Genomic DNA, 19,943 nt, shown 5'->3' on the forward strand with positions numbered 1-19,943 from the left:
TCGAGGCCAGCGACCGGGCCGGCGCCGAGGCGCTGATGCAGACCGGCCTCACCGCCCTGCGCGAGGCGGTCTCGTAAACCAGCGGACGGCGCGCCGTGTGGCGTGTTCGAAAGGTGTCGCTATCTCCTGGACAGGTTCCTTGACGCTCAGTTGCGTGTATACCGCTCCCATGGCAGGCTCTCTCCATTAGATAACCATCTGTTTTCTAATGGGAGTCGCACTTGAGGGTAGCGCGCACCCAGCCACATCCCTTTGGCTCTTAATAAGAGTTATGTTGATAATATCAGGGTGGCTCAGGCTCGAATTGCCCTCCGTTAAGCTGGCCGCAGAACGTCACCGTACGCGCCGGCTGTTCACGCGTTGAAATTCCGCAGATCGGAAATCACAGCTTACGTCACAGTTCGGATCTTAGAGAATGACGTAAGCCATTCCGATTACACAAACAGGTTTGCGTCGTAGCCCTGCACGACGGCAGCTTCGTCGAAAGCGAAATAGGAGATGTCTTCATCCACGTGATTTACCTCTGCATCAAGGCTGGCGTCCTCTTGTGCGAAGACGTCGAAGCCGTTTCCAGACAGACCTGAGCCTCTCGCCCAGACAGGATCGACACCGAAATAGCTGTCTATTCCAGCGACAACGCCCGCCGGCGTAATACCTGTTCCGATGCTATCGGTCTTTTCGTCGATGCCAGACGCTTTGCCAGCTTCCCAGGTAAAATCACCGATTGTGCCGCTTCCTCCCTCGATGGCGATCCAGCCAAGGCTTTCGCTCCTGTGGCTGCCGCCATTTCCGGCCTCCTCCTCCTGCATGGTGATCTCGAAACCGTCTGCGGTCGCCGCATTCTGACGCGTGAGGATGAAATCCGGTCCGTTTGTCGTCTGCACCTGGCTCATAATCACCGGGGCGGTGTCGAATTCCGCGTCGAAGCTCACGGTTTCGAAGCCGGCGGAGGACAACAGGGCGCTGTCGAGGGTTCCCGCCTCGAGCAGGCTTCCGTCCGGCAAGATCCAGCTTCCGGCTTCGACGACGAGGTAATTCACCGTTTCGCTGGTGTGAATGCCGTTGAGATAGTTGGGCTCCTGCAGGGACATGGTCAGCTGGTTGCCGCTGACCGCGCTTACGCGCACATTGACCGGGTCGGCTCCGTTTGCGGTCGCAACGTAAGCCACGACGACCGGGTTATCGAAGCTGTTCCCGAGCGTGATTGTTGTTTCTGCACTGGACAGGGAAACCACCCCCGTCTCGAGAATTGCCTGCTGCTGTACGGCAGGCAACGTCGCGCTCTGAGCGAACACGAAGAAATCCACAGTCTCGTTCACGTGCCCCGTCTCGGCGTCGTGGCTCGCCTCTTCTTCGGCAGAGACATCGAAACTGCTCGTGGAGCTGGTGGTCCCTCGTGCCCACGCCGGATCGCTCCCGGCGAAACTGGACAGTGTCGAGACGACCTGAGCATCACCCGGCAGGCTCGACCCGAGTGCGACGGTCTGGGCCGACTCGTCGACACCGCTGCCCTGCCCGGACGCCCAAGCAAAGCCTGCCAGATCGGCGGTCTCTCCCTCGATGGCGATCCAGCCAAGGCTTTCGCTCCTGTGGCTGCCGCCATTTCCGGCCTCCTCCTCCTGCATGGTGATCTCGAAACCGTCTGCGGTCGCCGCATTCTGACGCGTGAGGATGAAATCCGGTCCGTTTGTCGTCTGCACCTGGCTCATAATCACCGGGGCGGTGTCGAATTCCGCGTCGAAGCTCACGGTTTCGAAGCCGGCGGAGGACAACAGGGCGCTGTCGAGGGTTCCCGCCTCGAGCAGGCTTCCGTCCGGCAAGATCCAGCTTCCGGCTTCGACGACGAGGTAATTCACCGTTTCGCTGGTGTGAATGCCGTTGAGATAGTTGGGCTCCTGCAGGGACATGGTCAGCTGGTTTCCATTGACCTCACTGACACGCACATTGACCGGGTCGACGCCATTCTCTGTCGCAACGTAAGCCACGACGACCGGGTTGGTGTAGCTGCGCTGCAGTGTGAGCGTGGTTGCCGCATGTGTGAGAGCGGTGGTGCCCGCTTCGGCGAAGGCCAGGCTCGCAATCGTGGCCGCGTCGATCACGCCGTCGGTGAACTCGACCTCTTCGATCCCGGTGAGCTGGTCCGTCCCCTCGTCCCCGTCGGCCGCGTTCAGATCCTCGACATAGACGGTCCCGTCGGGCCGGACCGAAAACGCGTATTGCGACTGCGCGCTTCTGTAGACCGCCCGGTCCGTTCCCGAGCCGCCCTCGACCGTGTCGTCTCCAAGACCGGTATTGACGGTATCGTTGCCGCCGGCGGCGTTGATGGTGTTGGAATGGAGGTTGGCGCCATAGCCCGCCGCGGTATCGGTGATGAAGATGTCGTTGTCCTCGTCGTCGCCGACCACATCGGCGGCGCCGCCGATGATCAGGTTCTCGACATCGCGGAAGGCCGCGCGCTGAGTGCCCCCAGCCGTCACATAGATCCGCTCGTCGATCATGTGGAAGATGACGGAATCGATCCAGGTGAGATCGGAGCGGAAGGTGTCGATGCCGTCGCCGCCGTCGAACACGTCGCCGGTATTGTTGTTCAGGTCGATCAGCAGGTCGTCGCCGGCGCCGCCCAGCACCGTCTCGTTGCCACTGCCGCCGGTCAGTTCGTCATTGCCGCGCATGCCGCTGATCAGATCGGTGATGTTATTGCCGGTGATGGTGTCGTCGCCGTCGCCACCATGAATTTCGGCAAAATCCGTGAGCGTGACGTCCACCCCGTCGATGGTGCCGGTCCCGGCCAGCATGTCGATGAGCGAGCCCGAGGTCACCGCCGCGGTGTTGAGCGTGCCCCGGTTGCTGCCGACCGGGGCGAGGGCCGTGGAATGGCCCGAGACGCCGGCGTAATCGGAAAATTCTTCGGTGATGATAATGCGGTCGTCGGCGTTCACCGTGTCATTGGCGCTGCTGTCGCCCCAGACATTGATCTGCATGTCGGTGATCGTCCAGGTGTCGGCGGCGACATCGTCGGTCAGCGTGACCGTCCAGGTGCCGCTGGTCTCCTCACCCCAGAACGCGTTCGTCGACCAGGTGTAGGTGTCGTTGGTCATGTCGGCGCCGCCGCCGTAATTGTCCTTGATCAGGTTGATCGAGGTGCCCGACGGCGAGGTCAGGACGATGTTCATGTCGCCGATCCAGGTGTGCGACGAGGTGATCTGCACCTCGATCGTCTCGGCGAGCATGGCGGTGGGCGTGAAGTTGTAGCTGGCCGAGTTGCCCGCCAGAGTGACCGTCGAGTCGATCAGATCGATGTTGAAATGCGCGTCGTTGGCGCTGGTCTGCGCGGTGCCGTTCCAGGTTTCCGCCAGCCGCACCGCGGCATGGGCATCGACCAGGCCAAAGCCGTAATCCTTGGAGAAATGCAGCCCGCCACCGTTCCAGCCGCCGGCGCCGTTGAAGAACCAGGCGTTCTCCTCGGATCCGGTCACGCCGGCCCCGACCTCCGAGCCCACGTGGCGGGAAGAATAGGCGAGGATGTCCTGCACGTCGCGCCAGCCCAGATCCGGGTTGGCCTCGAGCATCAGCGCGACCACCCCGCTGACCATCGGCGCCGCCGCCGAGGTGCCGTTGAACTGGAACATGTAATCGGGGTTGGTGCCGCCGTTGTAACCTGCGGCGCCCTGCCGGTCGGTGGTCACCACGGTGCCCGGCACCGGCGAGCCGAAGCCGGAGACGAAGAGGTTGGCGCCCTCGGTCGAATAGGCGGTCACGGAGCCGTCCTGATCGACCGCGGCGACCGAGATCGAATAGCGCGTGGCGTTCCATTCCGAGCCGTTGGCGTCGTGGTCCGAACCGCGGCCGTTGCCGGCGGATTTCACGAAGATCGTGCCAAGCCCCGAGCGGCCGTTTTCGGCGCCGTATTCGAAGGCGGAAACCACCTCGTCGGGCAGCGACTGCGTCGGCACGTCCCGGCTGTAGTAATTGGTGTTGATCTGGGTGCCGTTCGACATGTTGACCACATCGGCGGTCCGGTCGACCCCCGCGACCGCCGCCTCGCCGCTGGCGTTCTGCACCGCGTCGCGCAGCTGGGTCAGGAATTCGTCGTAAAGCGTCGGCAGCGTGCCGCTGGATTTCACCCGGAAGCCGAAGATCGTGGCATCGTAGGACACCCCCACGGTGCCGGTCCCGTTGTTCTCGGAGGCGATGATGCCCGCCACGGCGGTGCCGTGGTTGTTGCCGTCCACGCCAGTGGGATCGGTAACGTTGTCAGCGAAATCCCAATCCTTCAGCGTGCTGATGTTGTCATTCAGATCGGAATGGTCGCGCTCGACCGCATCGTCGATGATCGCGACATCCACGCCGGCGCCGGTATAGGTCTGGCCCTCGCCGTCCCAGACCTCGGTCACGTTCAGGTCGAGCAGCCCGGCGGTGTTGTTCTGCAGGTGCCATTGCTGCGAGAACAGGTCATCGGTGGGCAGCGCCATGTTCACCGAGAAGATCTCGTTGCCATATTCGAATTCCGGGAGCTCGGTTTCGGGGCGGCTTCCGGTGGCCGCCGGGTCGTTCGTGCCCGAGATCAGCGCATCGTGCGACGTGCTGCCATAGAGCTGCGCGATCGGGGTGGTGGTTTGCTGGGGGGCCGGTACCGGGCTCTGGGCCGGCTCGGAACGGACGCGGCTCTGGCTGGCGGCCGAGGGGGCTGCAGAGGCATCGGCCGCCTCCTCTCCGGTGTCCACGATCGGCCCCGTTCCGGTGTCCTCCTCAGGGGCTTGGGCCGCGGTCTCCTGTGCGGCGCCGAGCGCCTCCGCAGGGGCATCGCTGCCAGAATCGACCGCGCCGGACGCGCTGTCCCGATCTTGGGAGGCCGCCTCTGCCAGGGGCGTCGCGCTCGAATCGTCGGGGCCTTCGGCGTCGAAGACATTCAGGTCAAAAACCGCCTCAAGGTCAAAGAAATCTTTTGTCATATCAAGGGCCTCGTTTGAAATAACGCCTACTGGAAGCCTCAAGCCGTTTGTGCGAAAAAGCGCGGGTATGGGTCTGGGCAGATGAGAATTAAGAAATTATTAACGCGCAACTTAGGGTATTTTCTCGGCAGCGGGCAAGTCTTAGGTTGCAGGAGAAGAGCTGACGCCTCCGCAGACCGCGTGCCCGGATTGGCGCCGCGCCGGCGGCGGGAGAAGTCTCTTTGGGAGAAGCCGCATGGACCGTCATGATGATCCGTCTTGGAACAAGAGCTCACCGTCCAGAGCCCGCCCCCCTGCAACCGGCTGCCTTGCGGTGCTCTCCATGTGCGCCGTGATGCTGACCGGAACGCTGGTGCCCGGTGTCGGCTGCCCCGGATTGCAAACCGACGACGGCAAGGTCATCGCCTTGTCCCACGTCCCCGGCGCGGCCTTCGAGACCGGAGACCGCGTCACCGTGACCGGGTCCGGCTATGGCGGGTCGATGTCCTGCCAGCAGGAAGTGCTTCTGGTGACGAAGGTCGAGGCGGCGCAATGACCCCCCGCAGGAATGGCGGTATTCCTTGCCATGCGAGAGCTCGCTCGCGGCGTGCCCCGCGCGGGTCGTGAAGGCGCGGAGTACCCCGCCTGAATGATCCTCTAGGAAACTGCCTCGGCTGGAAACCACCGGACGAGGCCTTCGGTGAAAATATGATGGAGGACACCGGCCGGCGGCCCTACCCTTTCAACTCACGGGAGTCGCGCCGACAGGGAAAATCATGAGAAACATTGCCGTCTTCATCATCGCAGCGCTCACCGGCCTCGGGGGCGCTCAGGCTGAACCGATCGCGCTGACGTTCGACGAAAAGAGCACCTTCTTCATCAACAGGGTCCAGGAAAAGGACGAGCCTCTGATCCCGTCCGCCGAGGAGAAGGGGCCGGCCTTCGTTGCGACCGGGCGGCCGTTCTACGACGTGAAGGAAGACGATGTGTACGACCACGGCTTCACCGTCGCCCCGGGGACGCAATACCAGTTTGGCATCCAGAGCGCCTGCCGCAAGACGGGCGAGGGAAACCACTGTCAGAGAGACAACAGCCTGCGGATCGCTCTGCTGGGCAATGACGATACCGTCGAGGCCAACGTGCAGGACAAGGCCTTCATGCGGCTCAACCGGCTCGACGAGGAGCAGGTCTTCCTGACCGCGGAGGGGCGTTCCGACACGCTGAACCTGTCGTTCGACATGAAGTTCGACCGTTTCTACGAAAAGCCGAAGCGCTGGACCATGCACATGCAGATCTACCAGCCGAGCTGCGGCCCGGCGCTGTCGCTGCAGATGGTGCGTCAGAACGCCGAAGCCGAAGGGTCGAGCGCGCTGGATCAGCCTCTGGAGGTGAGCCTGATCGGGTTGAGGGACAAGCGGCCCGGCTACGAGGTGCCGGCCCCGTCGCCGCGCCACGTGACGATCACCAATTTCGAGGTTCTCGACATGTGCCCGTCGATCCGGGTCGAGCGCGACAGGTGGTACCAGATCGCCCTGGAGGCGCAGCCGGGGGCGGGAACAGACGCTGACGGCAACGAATTCGGGCAGGTGACGCTGCGCATGAACGGCGAGCCGGTCTGCGAATTCAAGGGCAACTGGGGGATCCGGAAGAGCGCGTCCGGGCGCGCGTGCAACCCCGGCAGCGTGGTCGACATCGGTGTCTACCGGTCCCGCTTCCGGGCGTTTCAGGCGGTGTATTTCGACAATGTCAGCCTGTCATTCGAAGGCCCGCAGACCGGCGAGGGGCAATAGCGCCGGCACGGGGGCCGTTGCCTGCCTGCGCGGGCATCGGGCCGCGGGGATCGGGCATGATTGTGGCCCGCGGGTCTTGCGGTTAAACCGGTTCGCAACAGGGCTTTTCCGCCGGCACGACAGGCTCGCGGACTGGCCGCCGATACCGAAGATACCTGTTTCCTAAAGGGATTTTGACATGAAGATCGCAGTCGCAGGCCTGGGCTATGTCGGCCTTTCGAACGCGGTTCTGCTGGCGCAGAACCACCCGGTCACGGCGCTCGACGTCTCCGAGGAGCGGGTGGCGCTGGTCAATGACCGCAAGAGCCCGATCGTCGATGCCGAGATCGAGGAGTTCCTCGCCAACCGCCCCCTCGACCTGACCGCCACCACCAGCCCGGAACAGGCCTATGTCGATGCCGATTACGTCATCGTCGCGACCCCGACCAACTACGATCCCAAGACCAACTATTTCGACACGTCCAGCGTCGAGGCGGTGATCGCGCAGGTGATCGCGGTGAACCCGCGCGCCACCATCGTCATCAAGTCGACCATCCCGGTGGGCTATGTGCGCCACATCCGGCGCGAGATGGAAACCGACCAGGTGATCTTCAGCCCCGAGTTCCTGCGCGAGGGCCGGGCGCTCTACGACAATCTGCACCCCTCGCGGATCATCGTTGGCGAGCGCTCGGAGCGGGCGCGCATCTTTGCCGACCTGCTGCTGGAAGGCGCGGTCGAGACGGATGTCGAGGTGCTGTTCACCGACCTCAACGAGGCCGAGGCGATCAAGCTCTTCGCCAACACCTATCTCGCCATGCGGGTGGCGTTCTTCAACGAGCTCGACAGCTACGCGCTGGCAGGCGGCATGGACAGCCGCCAGATCATCGAGGGCATCAGCCTCGATCCGCGCATCGGCGGCCATTACAACAACCCCTCCTTCGGCTATGGCGGCTACTGCCTGCCCAAGGACACCAAGCAGCTGCTGGCCAATTACAGCCACGTGCCGCAGAACCTGATCCGCGCCATCGTCGACGCCAACCGCACCCGCAAGGATTTCCTCTCCGACCAGATCCTGATGCGCGGCCCGAAGGTGGTGGGCATCTACCGGCTGGTGATGAAGGCGGGCTCGGACAATTTCCGCCAGAGCTCGATCCAGGGCATCATGAAGCGGCTCAAGGCCAAGGGCGTCGAGGTCATCGTCTACGAGCCGGTGCTCGACGAGCCCGACTTCTTCCGCAGCCGGGTGGTCAACGATCTCGACGCCTTCAAGGCCGAGGCCGATCTCATCGTCGCCAACCGCCTCACCGACGAGATCGGCGACGTGGCCGAGAAGGTCTTCACCCGCGATCTGTTCGGCGCCGACTGAGCCGGGCATTCGCTCGGAGGGAAACGCCGGGCGCCTCCGGGTCTCACCGGTGGCGCCTGATGCAACGACGCTGCGCGCGTGCCCCGGATCAGCCCGCCTTGGTCAGGTCGTCGATGGCGCGCAGACCCTTCAGCAGCCGCCCGAGATCCGAGATCGGCACCATGTTGGGCCCGTCCGAGGGGGCGTTGTCGGGGTCTTCGTGGGTCTCGATGAAGACCGCGCCGCAGCCCACCGCCAGCGCCGCGCGGGCCAGCGGCTCGACGAACTGGCGCTGGCCGCCCGAGCTCGCGCCCTGGCCGCCGGGAAGCTGCACCGAATGGGTGGCGTCGAACACCACCGGGTAGCCGGTCTCGGCCATGATCGGCAGCGAGCGCATGTCGGAGACCAGCATGTTGTAGCCAAAGCTCGCGCCACGCTCGCAGAGCATGATGCGCTGATTGCCGGTCGAGGCGATCTTGTCGGCGACGTTGGCCATGTCCCAGGGTGCGAGGAACTGGCCCTTCTTGACGTTGATCGCCGCCCCGGTCTCTCCGGCGGCGAGCAGCAGGTCGGTCTGGCGCGAGAGAAAGGCCGGGATCTGCAGCACGTCGACCGCCTCGGCCACGGGGGCGCATTGCTCGGGGCCGTGCACGTCGGTCAGCACCGGCACGCCGAACTCGCGGCCGATGGTCGACAGGATCGAGAGCCCCGCCTCCATGCCGATGCCGCGCTTGCCGGACAGCGACGAGCGGTTGGCCTTGTCGAAGCTGCCCTTGAAGATCCACGGCGTGCGCGCGGCCTCGGCGGCAGAGGCGATCCGCTCGGCCAGCATCCGCGCGTGATCGAGGCTCTCGAGCTGGCAAGGCCCGGCGATCAGCGCGAAAGGCGCCGTGTTCGAGACGGAAATCTCGCCGATGGGGACGGTGGTCATGCGATGCCTTCCTTCTTCAGGACGCCCTCGATGCGGGCGACGTCGACGGGGTTGTTGAGCTCCCAGAACACCCGGCCACGGGCGTCGACCTCGACGCAGGTCACCGGCACGCCGTTCTCGAGAAAGCGCAGCTGTTCGAGCCCCTCGGCCTTTTCCAGAGGCCCTTCGGGCCAGCTTGCGTAGCGGCGCAGCGCGGCGGGGCGGTAGCCGTAGACGCCGACATGGTGCCAGACCTCGGGCGGGCTCTCGAGGTTGCCGACGTAGGGCAGCACTTCCTTGGAGAAGTAGAGCGCGGTGCCGTCGCCGCGCATCACCGCGGTGGTGCCGCCGACGCGGCCATGCTGGCGGTCGGTGACGAAATGCACCAGCGTCTCGCGGTCGGTTTTCAGCACCGGGGTGGCCATCTCGATCGCCGGGTCTTGCATCCGTTCGATCAGCGCCTCGACGAACCATGGCGGGGTCAGCGGCGCATCGCCCTGCAGGTTGATGATCGCGTCGGGCTCGGTGTTGAGCTGCGCCACCGCCTCGGCGCAGCGCTCGGTGCCGTTGCGCGCCGCGCTCGAGGTCATCAGAACGTCGGCGCCGAAGCCGCGCGCGGCCTCGGCGATGCGGTCGTCATCGGTCAGGACATAGACGGCATCGGCGCCCTTCACGCTCTGCGCACAATCCCAGGTGCGGCGGATCAGGGTCTTTTTCTCGCCGGTGGCGCCGGTCAGCTCGACCAGCGGCTTTCCGGGGTATCGGGTCGAGGCGTAGCGGGCGGGGATGAAGATGACGGCGCTCATGCGACACCTGCGCGCAGCGCGTCATGGATGTGGATGAGCCCGACCAGCGTGCGGTCCTCCTCGACGGCGAATAGGGCAGAGATCTTGCGGGCGTTCATCATGCCAAGGGCCTCGGTCAAAAGCGCGTCGGGGGCGATGGCGCGCGGGTTGCGGGTGGCGACATCGCCGGCTTTGCGGTCCATCAGACCCTCGAGATTGCGGCGCAGGTCGCCGTCGGTGATGACGCCTTCGAGCTTGCCGTCCTCGACCAGCGCGGCGACGCCGAAGCCCTTCTGCGACATGATCACGAGCGTCTCGCCCATCGGCGTGTCGGCCTGGACCACCGGCAGCTCCGCGCCCTTGTGCATCACCGCCGAGACCCGCAGCAGCTGCGCCCCGAGCGAGCCGCCGGGGTGGAAATGCGCGTAATGCTCCCTGTCGAAGCCGCGCAGCTGCATCAGCGCCACCGCGAGCGCGTCGCCGAGCGCCATGGTCACCGTGGTCGAGGTGGTGGGCGCCATGCCGATGGCGCAGGCCTCGGGGGCGTCGGGCAGCCGCAGCAGATGGCCCGCGGCCTGGGCCAGGGTGCTCTGCGGCCGCTTGGTCATGGCGATCATCGGGATCGCGAAGCGGGCGCAGTAGCCGATCATGTCGGCCAGTTCCTTGGTCTCTCCGGAATTCGAGATCAGGATCACCGCGTCGGCGGAGGTGATCATGCCGAGATCGCCGTGGCTGGCCTCGCCGGGATGGACGAACTGCGCCGGGGTGCCGGTGGAGGCGAGCGTCGCGGCGATCTTGGCTGCCACGTGGCCCGACTTGCCCATGCCCGAGACGATGACCCGGCCGCGCACCTCGAGCAGCAGCGCCACGACGCGGTCGAAATCCTCCGAGAGCTCGGCGCTGAGCTGGGTCAGGGCCGCGCTTTCCGTGGCGAGCACCTGCCGGGCGATGTCGGACGGGGTCTGGGTCATGCCGCCGGCCCCGGTCATCGCGCCCGGGGGCCGGGCGCGGGCAGGCCTGTGCCGCGCTCTGCCGCGCAGGCCGGTCTGCTGCCGGCAGCGATGCTCGCAATGGTCATCTCGGGCGCCTCCGTGAACCGTTCGGGCTCTTATGGTCCGCATCCCGACGGGTTTGCAAGCGCGGGGCGGCGGCGGGTCTCTTCCGGCGCCTTTGCAGTTCCGTGGCGGCACGGGGGGCGGCCCGGCCGCCCGGGCCGGCGGGGATCACCGGTCGCGGGTCACCGTGTAGGTGGCGCCGGCCTCGAGCGGGCCCGCGATCACCGTCTCGCCGCCATCGGCCCAGCGGATCCGCGCCTCCTCGGCAAAGCGGCTCTCGCCCAGCCCGAAATGCGCCACCGGCGCGTCGAAGGACATGAACCCCCCGCCGAGCTGCAGCTCGCGGCTCTGCTGCCGCCCGGCATCGTCGCGCAGGGTGATCAGCGCACCGATGCCGTCGCGGTTGCCGGCGTGGTCCTGCAGCCGGATCGCCAGCGCCTGGCCCTGCGCCTCGTTGCGGAACAGCACCAGCGGGCCGTTCACCGGGTGGGTGAGCATGTCGAGATCGCCGTCATTGTCCATGTCGAAGGCGGTGGCGGCGGCGGTCATCAGGTAATCCTCGAGCCCGAACGGCCCCGAGGCCTCGGTGAAGCTCCCGGCGCCGTCATTGTGGAAGAACAGGTTCGAGGGGCTGACCTCGTTGGGCACCCAGGTGCCGTTGACGATGTAGAGATCCTGAAAGCCGTCATTGTCGAAATCGGCAATCTTCGTGTCCCAGCTCCAGCCGCCGACCTCGAGCCCGCGGGGGGCGGCGCTGTCGACATAGCGCGCGCCCTCGCGCTCGAGCAGCACGTTCGAGCGCTGCACCTGCTGCAGCCCGGCATCGGCCTCTTCGGCGGTGATGGCGCGGGCGGGGCGGAAATGCACCTCGCAGAAGCTGCGCGCCCGCTCCTGGCCCTGCGGGATCAGCGCGCAGAGTTCGGCATCGCCGCGCTGGATGGCGAGGTCCTTGACCAGCATCGCCTTGCACTCGGCGGCGTAGCGGCCGCTGAGCTCCTGGCACTTGCCGGCATAGGTCGGGTCGAAATTGTTGCCCGACCGGTACCAGCGCTTGATCGCCATGTTGGTCTCGCAGGTGGCGCGGGCCTCGGCGCCGGAGATCGCCTCGCAATACTGTCCCAGCGGCTGCATCTTGAGCTTGCGCGACACGCCCGAAGAGCGCCCGGCGATCTGCGCCAGGTAGATCTCGGCGCTGCCGTCGTTCATCAGGTCGGCGGTCTTGATCGCCATGGTGGTGGTGGGCACGTGCGGGATCACCCCGTCGGCATGGGTGATGGCGCGGAAGCCGCCGGCGCCGTCGCCCATGTAGACGTAATCGGGGATCTCGAAATCGTTGCCCACCAGCAGGTCGGCATGGCCGTCCCGGTCGATGTCGGAGAACAGGATCGAGAGCGTCTCGCCGGGAATGCCGGGCAGCTCGTCGTGGAGCTCGCCGGTCAGCGCGCCGCCGTCGTTCCAGATCACCCGGTTGCGGCTCTCCTCGCCGGGGATGCGGCGGTACCAGCCCGAGGCCCAGTTGCCGAGCGCGAGGTCGAGATCGCCGTCGCGGTCGGCATCGGCGAGGCTCAGCGCCATCGACAGCACCGCGTCCGCGCGGTTGACGATGATCTGCGGCGCCCCCGCGAAGCGGCCGCCGTCGTTGCGCCAGAGATAGTTGCCCTGCCGGTAGGTGGCGATCACCAGGTCTCGCCAGCCGTCATTGTCGATATCGGCCAGCACCGCGTTGAAGACCGGCATCCCGGCGAGCGGGCCGAGATCGGCCTCGATGCGGCTGAAGGCGCCGCGGCCGTCATTGGCGTAGAGATAGAGCCCGGCCTCGGTCGAGGCGACCACGAGGTCGATATCGCCGTCATTGTCGATATCCCCCGAGGCGAGGCTGCGGCCCTCCCAGAACGGCGGCCACATGTCGGCCATGGAGAACTCGACCGGCTTGTCGATGCCGGCCTCGGCGGCCTCGAGGCGGGTGAACCCGCCCTGCCCCGCGGCCCGGTCGGCGAAGCGGGTGGCCGCCACCGAGATGCGCGCGGCGTCGGGGCTGGTGACCTGCCACGGATCGGCGCCCGCGGCCTCGGCGGCGCCCCAGAGAGGCCGGCTCTGCGCCGCCTCGCCGGTCAGCATCTTCAGCGCCCGGTCGGTCTGGTACTCGTGCCAGTTCTGCGCTCCGAGCCCGGCCAGCGCGCCCAGCAGCGCGATGGTGCCGCCCAGCAGCCAGGCCGCCCGCAGGCCGACCGACTGCGCCACGATCATGAAGGAATAGACCGAGAAGCTGCCCAGCGTGAACAGCAGCGCCATGACGTAGCCCTGCTCGAGCCCGGAGGCGAGCAGCGCGCCGGCCATCACCACGTCGAAGCCGATGGGCACCGGCAGGAACACCCCCACGAGCGCCACCAGCAGCAGCACCAGCAGCGAAAAGCCCAGCCCCATGATCAGGTCGCCCGGCAGCAGCACCGCCACCACCGTGCCGAGAAAGCCCGCGAGGATCATCATCGGCACGGTCAGGCGGATGATGTACCACAGGTTCTTCAGGTAGCTTTTGGCGACGTCCCAGACCGCTCGCGCCAGCCCCGGCGCGGGGCCGGCATCGTCCGCTCCGGTCTCGTCGGCGCGCCACGGCGTCTGGATCATCTTCTCGGGGGCGATCTCGGTGCGCGGCAGCAGCCGGCAGATCAGCGGCACCGCCAGCAGGATGACCGCGAGGCTGAGCGCGATCTTGGTCAGCGCCATGTAGACCGGCAGCAGCGAGAACAGCATGGTCAGCACCACCACGTTCAGGGTCGGCGAGGCGATCATCGCCGAGAGCGTGGTCTCGGCCCGCAGCCCGCTGCTGTACATGCCGCGCGCGATGGGCGCGGCGCAGTTCACGCAGACCCCGAGCGGGGTGCCGATGGCCAGCCCCAGCACCGAGTTCGAGAACCGGCCGCGGAAGCTTTTCCGGCGCAGGTAGCCGGCGGCGGTGAGGAAGGCCGCGGCGAACAGCACCCCGAAGGTCATGCCCTTCTTGTTGGTGTTGATCCAGTTCAGCGTCGACCAGAAGATGTGCTCGACGATGTTCATGTCCGGGGTGATGGGGAATTTCGCCTCGAAGCTCAGCGCGTCCTCGAGCTGGATGGCGCCCGACATCATCGCCTTCTCGTTCAGCGCCGGATAGCGCGACCCGGTCCAGAACAGATAGGCGAGGACCGCGACGATGATCAGTGCCAGGAAGAAGTGCTTTTCGTAATGCCGGCCGACAAGTCTGTTTGAGGCGCTCATTTAGACAGGACTCTCCCTCCCGAGGAATTCCAGAGCGGCATTTACGTCGTTCCGGGAATACCCGTGTTCCGCTTTGTCTTTTCTCGAAGGGTTTACCGTCTCGACAATGGTCTGGGAAATGAAATCAAGGCCCGAAAAGGAGGAAAACCGCGCGAGTGCGTTTTCGGGATCGGCGACGGTCTCCTCGAATCCGAGTCTCATCCAGCGATTGCGGTCGAGGCCGGCGAGATGGGTGTTCACCAGCGCGACCTGGTGGCGCGTGGTGACGGCCATGCGCATCACCGGGCTGTCGGTCAGGATCGCGGCGCGGTCGAGACCGAAGTGATCGTAGGCCGCCTTCAGGGCGGTGCGGCCGATGTGATTGTCGAGGCGCGCCGTCATATGGGTGCGGCGCAGGATGGTGCCGGCCGGGTCGCGGTGGAAATGCAGGTAGCGCGCCTTTGGAAAGGCCTCGCGGATCTGCGGCAGGATCAGCGAGGTCTCGGGCAGCTTGAAGCCCCAGGCTCCGGGCCAGCCGGCCTGCTCGAGCATGCGGGCGGCGGCGTCCCGCAGGTCGGGCACGATCTGCGCCCGCAGCCAGGGGTGCTCGCTGTTGTAGCGCCGCAGGACCCCGCGATAGACGCTTCCGACGAGATCCATGCAATCGCCGCTGCCATTGACCTTGTTGCCGAGAAACAGGCCGCAATCCTGTGCGAGGGTCGAGGCCAGCCGCGTGCCGCCGCCGCCGCGCCCGAGCAGGATCAGCGGGCGGTCGAGGGTCTCCTCTTGCTCGGAGGAACGGGGGGCGGGTTCGGCGGGCTCTTCGAGGTGCCACTTCTTCTGAAAGTACTCGTCGCAGACCGCCCTGTCCGCGAGGTAGGTGTGGGATTTCCGGTCCCGGATCTTGGAACTGTCCCTGGCGGATTGAATGAGGTTGCCGCCGGCATCCGCGTATTTGTGGACCGTCGGGGCATCGACGATATAGGTCTTCCGCGTCATGCCGCTCAGGCGGCGCCGGATATCCTGGCCGATATTGTGGATGCTGGGGAGATCGGGATCGAGGGGAATCCCGCGTGACCGGCGGAAGATCAGCAATTGCTCGTCGAGCCTCTGAACCTCCCTGTAGGGCCGGTCTCCGAAGGTATTCACCGGTTGCTGGCGATGGGGGTCGCAGAAATGGCCCAGCGGCTGGTTGCGGCCACTGGCCCAGCCGACCGCCCCGACCATTCCCCACTCGGGGTCCTCTGCCTCGAGGTCCGACAGCGAGCGTTCGAGCTGCGCCTGCCAGCCGGGCACGAGCAGCACGTCCTCGTGGATCAGCGCCACGAGATCGTGGCGGGCCTGGCCGATGCCATGGCACAGCGCGGCCCCCAAGGTGGGAAAGAACAGGTTCTGCCGGTTGTCCACGGTGACGAGCTGGTTGAGCGGATCGTGCACGCAATCGGAGCGCATCAGGTTGTGGTCGTACTCGTCGCTGAAGCGGACGCAGACGAAGCTGATCGGTCGGGAAGGGGAGAGCTCTTGCGTGTCGAGAACGGGGTATTGTCTTGCTGCAGTCACGTGGTCGGTCCGGTGTTTTGATCCCGGGCAGGCTATCCTGGGAGGCCTGGCGCGGCCAGAGCGATCGGGGATCAGGGCGCGCGCGCGGACTCGTAGAGGTCGAAATCCCCCGGGTAAAGCGCCTCGATGCGCGCCCGCTGGGCGCGGCTCGGCTGGTAGGACAGCTCCGGCTTGCGGGCATTCAGCCGGGGCGCTGCCTCGGGCGGGGCATCGCCGAGCCCGGCCAGTTCGAACAGCTCGCACAGGGCGGGATGCAGGGATTCGACGCGGTAGACATGGCTCAGCAGGAGCGTGCCCGCCTCGTCGGTCACATCGTCCCACATCGCCGCGGTATGGGTGGTGAAATGCAGGTCCACCGGGGCGTAGATCGTGTCCGAGGCGCGGGCTTCCTCCACCAGGTCGAGGAACAGGTCGAAAAGCCCGCCATCCTCCTCCGGCACCGGGCGCCGCAGCTTGCGGGCGTATTGCACGAAGGAGCTCTGGCCGCCGCGCGGCACGCGAAGGTAGAAGAAGGCGCTGACCGCGCGCTCGACGGGATGGCGGGCAAAGGCGAAGCGCAGCCGCGTCTCCCAGCTGTCGGGGTAGAGATAGCGGCGGGCGAAGAGGCAGCGGCGGAACTGGTACGCGCCCAGGGGCATGCGGAAATTGTTGAGGATGTCGTTCCAGGCGGCGGGGTCGGACTGGATGAAGTTCACGGGCTTGCGCAGCCGCTCGGCCTGCACATAATGCGGCCCCAGCAGGCGCCGGACGGTGCTCCCGGCGCTCTTTTTCACATGCAGCCAGAACAGCGGACGGGGCATCGTGTTGTCGGACATGAGCGGGCGGTCTTCAGGCGGTGGCCGGAGCGGCGGAACGGAAAGGCGGGGCGGGTTTGAGCGACAGGACCTTCATCCTTGGTGTGGGGGCGCAGAAGGCGGGCACCAGCTGGTTGCATGCCTATCTCGGCAGGTTTGACCATGTCGATACCGGGATGTGCAAGGAGTACCATGTCTGGGATCATGTCTACGTTCCCGGGCTCGGCAAGGGGGCGCCGCCTCCGGCAGGGGCGGCGCGGAGACCGGCGCAGCAATTGCGCCTGGAGATGCAGCGGGACCCCGAGCGCTATTTCGACTATTTCGCGGATCTGCTGGCGCGCCCGGGTATCCGGATCACCGCCGACATCACCCCGAGCTATGCCGCCCTGCCCGCCGAGGCGCTGGCCGGGATCCATGCGGGGTTCGCGCGCCGGGGCATCGCCTGCCGGGTGGTCTTCATGATGCGCGATCCGGTGCAGCGCTGCTGGAGCATGGCCCGGATGAACCATGCCCGCCGCAAGAGCCCGAACGTCGACCTGTCCGACGATCCCGATCCGCAGGAGGTGCTGCGCCGGATCTACCGGACGCCGCCCTGCGAGATGCGCACGCGCTACGACCGCAGCCTGCGGGGGCTCGAGCAGGGCATTCCCGCGGAGGACCTGCATGTCTGCTTCTACGAGGCGCTGTTCGGCGAGGCCGGAGAGGAGCCGGCGGAATTGCGGGCCCTCGCCGCCTGGCTCGGCCTGCCCCTCCGTCCCGACATCCTGAAACAGCGCGTCAACGGCCACTCCGGCAGCGCCGCGCTCGACCCCGGGCTGGCCCGCGAGGTCGCCTGTCACTACCGCGAGGTCTACAGCGTCTGCGCGGACCGGTTCCCGCGCTCCCGGCAGCTCTGGCGCCGGGGCTGGGAGCTTCTGGACGCCGCCTAGGCGGCGTCCGTCGCGCGATCACTCCACCGCCAGCTTGGCCTCGAGATGGGCGATACGATCGTTCAGCTCGACGATGTAGAGATGGGCGTGCTCGAGCTCGTTCAGGACCCGGCCGACCTTGTCCGACAGGTTGATCGGCTGGTCCGCCGAGGTCGGGCCGACATTGGGCAGGTGGCGCAGGGCGAACATCTGCTCGGCGTGCTCGGAGATCGTCGGCAGGTCGTAATCCGCATCGAACACCGCGTCGCAGCCGCCCGCGCAGCTCGGCCCGCCGGTGGTGATCGAGCCGGTGATGGTCAGGTTGCCGGTGGTGCCGTTGAGCTCGAAATGCTTGGTTTTCGCAGACGTGGTGCTGTTGATGGCGCCGGCCTTGAAGATCAGGTTCGTCCCCCCGCCAACGGCCCATTCATCATTGGTCCCGCTGTTCGCCAGAATGATCTCGGGGCGGCCATTGGCGATGAGGTTCAGCAGTTCGCGCGAGGATTGCGTGCCGTTGGCGTCCTCGATCAGCACCGCCACGGTGCCGTCGGTGCGGCGCACGTGCAGCGAGGCCTGCGGGCTGGCGGTGCCGACCCCCACATCACCGTTCGCGGCGATGTCGATCGAGCTTTCCGGCGCCCCGGGGCGGATGCGGAAGGAGAGGCGAGAGCCGTTGGTCACGTCGCGCACGAAGAAGTTGGCCTCGTTGCCCGCCACGTCCCAGATCTGCGGGGTGAAGCCGTCCGAGCCGTCCTGGGCCAGGCGCAGGGTCGGGGTGTTGCCCGACACCGCGTGCAGATCGACGACCGGGGTGCTGGTCCCGAAGCCCACACGTCCGCCGTCGTCGACATAGATCGCATTGTTCTCCGCCGAGGCCTCGATGGTGAAGGGCGTCCGGGCGTTGGTGACGTCGTCGATCGAGAACTTGTTCAGGCCGCCATTCACGGAATCGTTCGCGGTCAGCTGCCAGTCGTTATACGGAAACGAGCCGGTGCTGGAGGTGTCGTCGAACTTGATGCGCACGTTGTTTTCCTTCAGCCGCAGCGTGTCGAAGCCGAAGGATTCGCCGTTGGCGCAGTCGTTCCCGACACAGGCGGAGAAGGTCACGATCAGGTCGTCGGCGATCACCTGGTCGGCGACGGCCCCGTGGCCGGCCATGCAGAGCGCGCCGGCCCCCAGAAGGGTTGCGCGGAGGGAGCGGGGAAACGAATGAGCCATCTGGAAAATCTCCTGTCGGGAATACGGAACGGCGGCCTTGTCAGCCGTCCTGTTCGGTCACGTCGGGCGGGGTGATGATCACCCCGCGTTGCACGAAGAACTGCCCCGTGCTGTGGAAGGGCACCGCGGCGGTCTCGCTTGCCGCCTCGCCGCGCCCGTTGTTCTGCGGGTTCACGATGACCCGGGTCTCCTCGGTGGCCGCGCTCAACTCGTAGCGATAGACGCCGTCGGGGGCGTCGGACGGGTCGAGCTCGTAGACCGGGGTGCCGGTCGGCGCCTCGATACGGGTGAGCTGGCCGCCGGGGGCGCGCACGATCATCACCGCGTTGCGCAGGCCGACCCAGTTCTCGAACCAGAGCGCGGTGGAGTTGTGCTGCTGTACCGGATCCGCGGCGAACCCTGCGCCGGCGAGCAGGAACAGCCCGCCTCCGGCTGCCAGAAGGTATCGTGCAAAACGCGGAAACATACCGGTTCTCCTCCAATTCGACCGCGCCGGAGCGCTATTCCGGGGCCGTGCCTATATCAATTTCGCGGCAGTATAAGTCAATTATTAGAAAGGACTAAGAATTATTTCGAGCTGCGCCTCAGGATTGCAGAGAGGCGTCCCGGCTTCAACAGGTCCGTTATAGCCAGAGCTTGCGATGTGGGCTCCGGAATGCTTCAGTGCCTCTTGCCGTACGGTCAGATCCCTGGCGGGCGGTCATTGCAGAATGCTTATTTGGAGGAATCATCATGCTGAATCGTGGCAGAAAAATCATTGGTCTATGGACAATTGCCCTGTCCGCCCTGCTTGTCTTCGGCGCGCCCAAGAAAGCTGAAGCGCAGGAGTTCTACATCGGTCAGATCCTGACGGTCGGCTACACGTTTTGCCCGCGCAACACGACGGAAGCCGCGGGCCAGCTCCTGGCGATTTCGCAAAACACCGCCCTGTTCTCGCTTTACGGCACCACCTTTGGCGGTGACGGGCGCACCACCTTCGGCCTGCCCGATCTGCGCGGTCGCTCGCCCATCGGCCAGGGCCAGGGGCCGGGGCTGGCCAACCGGCCGTTGGGCCAGAGCGGCGGGGCACAGACGCATACCCTCACCACCAGCCAGATTCCGAGCCACAGCCACGATGTCGTGGCCAGCAGCGGGGCGAGCGATTTCGGCGGCCCCAAGGACAAGCTCCTGGGATCCCGTGCCAACGATGAAAGCGCTGAAACGATCTACAGCACCGGACCGGCGGACAAGGTGATGTCGTCGGAGATGATCGCGACCTCCGGGGGCGGGGACCAGGCCTTCCCGCTCGAGGATCCCTATCTCTCGCTCCGCTACTGCGTGGTGCTCTACGGGACCTATCCGTCGCGGAACTGAGCCCCGCCCTAGCGGGGCGGGCCCGCCCGACGCGCCGTCGCGCGGGCCTGCGCCTCGTTGATCTGCTCCGGCGTCATCCGCGCG

Annotated in this window: 14 protein-coding genes; 5 read left to right on the top strand and 9 right to left on the bottom strand. The window is 66.2% G+C overall.

All coding sequences use genetic code 11. The features are described from left to right. Positions 1 to 434: 434 nt before the first annotated feature. On the bottom strand, positions 435 to 4,952 hold the full coding sequence (locus AC6RA4_RS11255) for a S8 family serine peptidase (RefSeq protein ID WP_500160333.1): 4,518 nt from the start codon (positions 4,950 to 4,952) through the stop codon (positions 435 to 437). A 322-nt stretch (positions 4,953 to 5,274) separates the two neighbouring features. Here AC6RA4_RS11255 and AC6RA4_RS11260 point away from each other — a divergent pair, with 322 nt between their 5' ends. The 3 genes from AC6RA4_RS11260 (at position 5,275) to AC6RA4_RS11270 (ending at position 8,066) form a co-directional block, all read left to right on the top strand. Next, the gene (locus tag AC6RA4_RS11260; RefSeq protein WP_500160334.1) at positions 5,275 to 5,487 is read left to right on the top strand and encodes a DUF5818 domain-containing protein; all 213 of its coding nucleotides are present in this window, start codon (positions 5,275 to 5,277) and stop codon (positions 5,485 to 5,487) included. Positions 5,488 to 5,707: 220 nt separating this feature from the next. Beyond that, positions 5,708 to 6,721, top strand: a complete 1,014-nt coding sequence (locus AC6RA4_RS11265) for a hypothetical protein (protein WP_500160336.1) — start codon at positions 5,708 to 5,710, stop codon at positions 6,719 to 6,721. Positions 6,722 to 6,899: 178 nt separating this feature from the next. Next, positions 6,900 to 8,066, top strand: coding sequence for a nucleotide sugar dehydrogenase (locus AC6RA4_RS11270; RefSeq protein ID WP_335949769.1), 1,167 nt, complete (start codon positions 6,900 to 6,902; stop codon positions 8,064 to 8,066). Between the two features lie 88 nt (positions 8,067 to 8,154). On the opposite strand, the gene kdsA is transcribed toward AC6RA4_RS11270, so the two are convergent. From kdsA to AC6RA4_RS11300, 6 genes are all read right to left on the bottom strand, one after another. Continuing rightward, positions 8,155 to 8,976, bottom strand: coding sequence for a 3-deoxy-8-phosphooctulonate synthase (gene kdsA / locus AC6RA4_RS11275; RefSeq protein WP_335949768.1), 822 nt, complete (start codon positions 8,974 to 8,976; stop codon positions 8,155 to 8,157). Next, complete coding sequence (locus AC6RA4_RS11280) at positions 8,973 to 9,761, bottom strand: 3-deoxy-manno-octulosonate cytidylyltransferase (protein WP_500160338.1); 789 nt, start codon at positions 9,759 to 9,761, stop codon at positions 8,973 to 8,975. Before AC6RA4_RS11280 ends, kdsA begins: the two co-directional genes overlap by 4 nt. Further along, positions 9,758 to 10,711 (bottom strand): KpsF/GutQ family sugar-phosphate isomerase, encoded by a 954-nt coding sequence (locus AC6RA4_RS11285; RefSeq protein WP_500160340.1) that lies wholly within the window; start codon positions 10,709 to 10,711, stop codon positions 9,758 to 9,760. Before AC6RA4_RS11285 ends, AC6RA4_RS11280 begins: the two co-directional genes overlap by 4 nt. Before the next feature lie 252 nt (positions 10,712 to 10,963). Then, positions 10,964 to 14,047 (bottom strand): FG-GAP-like repeat-containing protein, encoded by a 3,084-nt coding sequence (locus tag AC6RA4_RS11290; protein WP_500160342.1) that lies wholly within the window; start codon positions 14,045 to 14,047, stop codon positions 10,964 to 10,966. Continuing rightward, positions 14,048 to 15,586, bottom strand: a complete 1,539-nt coding sequence (locus AC6RA4_RS11295) for a sulfotransferase (protein WP_500160344.1) — start codon at positions 15,584 to 15,586, stop codon at positions 14,048 to 14,050. It lies immediately after the preceding gene. A gap of 71 nt (positions 15,587 to 15,657) precedes the next feature. Continuing rightward, on the bottom strand, positions 15,658 to 16,401 hold the full coding sequence (locus tag AC6RA4_RS11300; protein ID WP_500160345.1) for a sulfotransferase family 2 domain-containing protein: 744 nt from the start codon (positions 16,399 to 16,401) through the stop codon (positions 15,658 to 15,660). Positions 16,402 to 16,457: 56 nt separating this feature from the next. Here AC6RA4_RS11300 and AC6RA4_RS11305 point away from each other — a divergent pair, with 56 nt between their 5' ends. Next, positions 16,458 to 17,309, top strand: a complete 852-nt coding sequence (locus AC6RA4_RS11305; protein WP_500160347.1) for a sulfotransferase family protein — start codon at positions 16,458 to 16,460, stop codon at positions 17,307 to 17,309. A gap of 18 nt (positions 17,310 to 17,327) precedes the next feature. Here AC6RA4_RS11305 and AC6RA4_RS11310 read toward each other — a convergent pair whose 3' ends face one another. Together AC6RA4_RS11310 and AC6RA4_RS11315 are read right to left on the bottom strand one after the other, a co-directional pair. Continuing rightward, a complete protein-coding gene (locus AC6RA4_RS11310) occupies positions 17,328 to 18,506 on the bottom strand; it encodes a hypothetical protein (RefSeq protein WP_500160349.1) in 1,179 nt (392 codons plus the stop codon). A 40-nt stretch (positions 18,507 to 18,546) separates the two neighbouring features. After that, a complete protein-coding gene (locus AC6RA4_RS11315; protein ID WP_500160350.1) occupies positions 18,547 to 18,972 on the bottom strand; it encodes a hypothetical protein in 426 nt (141 codons plus the stop codon). A gap of 266 nt (positions 18,973 to 19,238) precedes the next feature. On the opposite strand from AC6RA4_RS11315, the gene AC6RA4_RS11320 reads away from it, so the two are divergent. Further along, a complete protein-coding gene (locus tag AC6RA4_RS11320) occupies positions 19,239 to 19,859 on the top strand; it encodes a phage tail protein (protein ID WP_500160352.1) in 621 nt (206 codons plus the stop codon). Positions 19,860 to 19,943 lie beyond the last annotated feature (84 nt).

It is taken from the genome of Salipiger sp. (assembly GCF_059781815.1).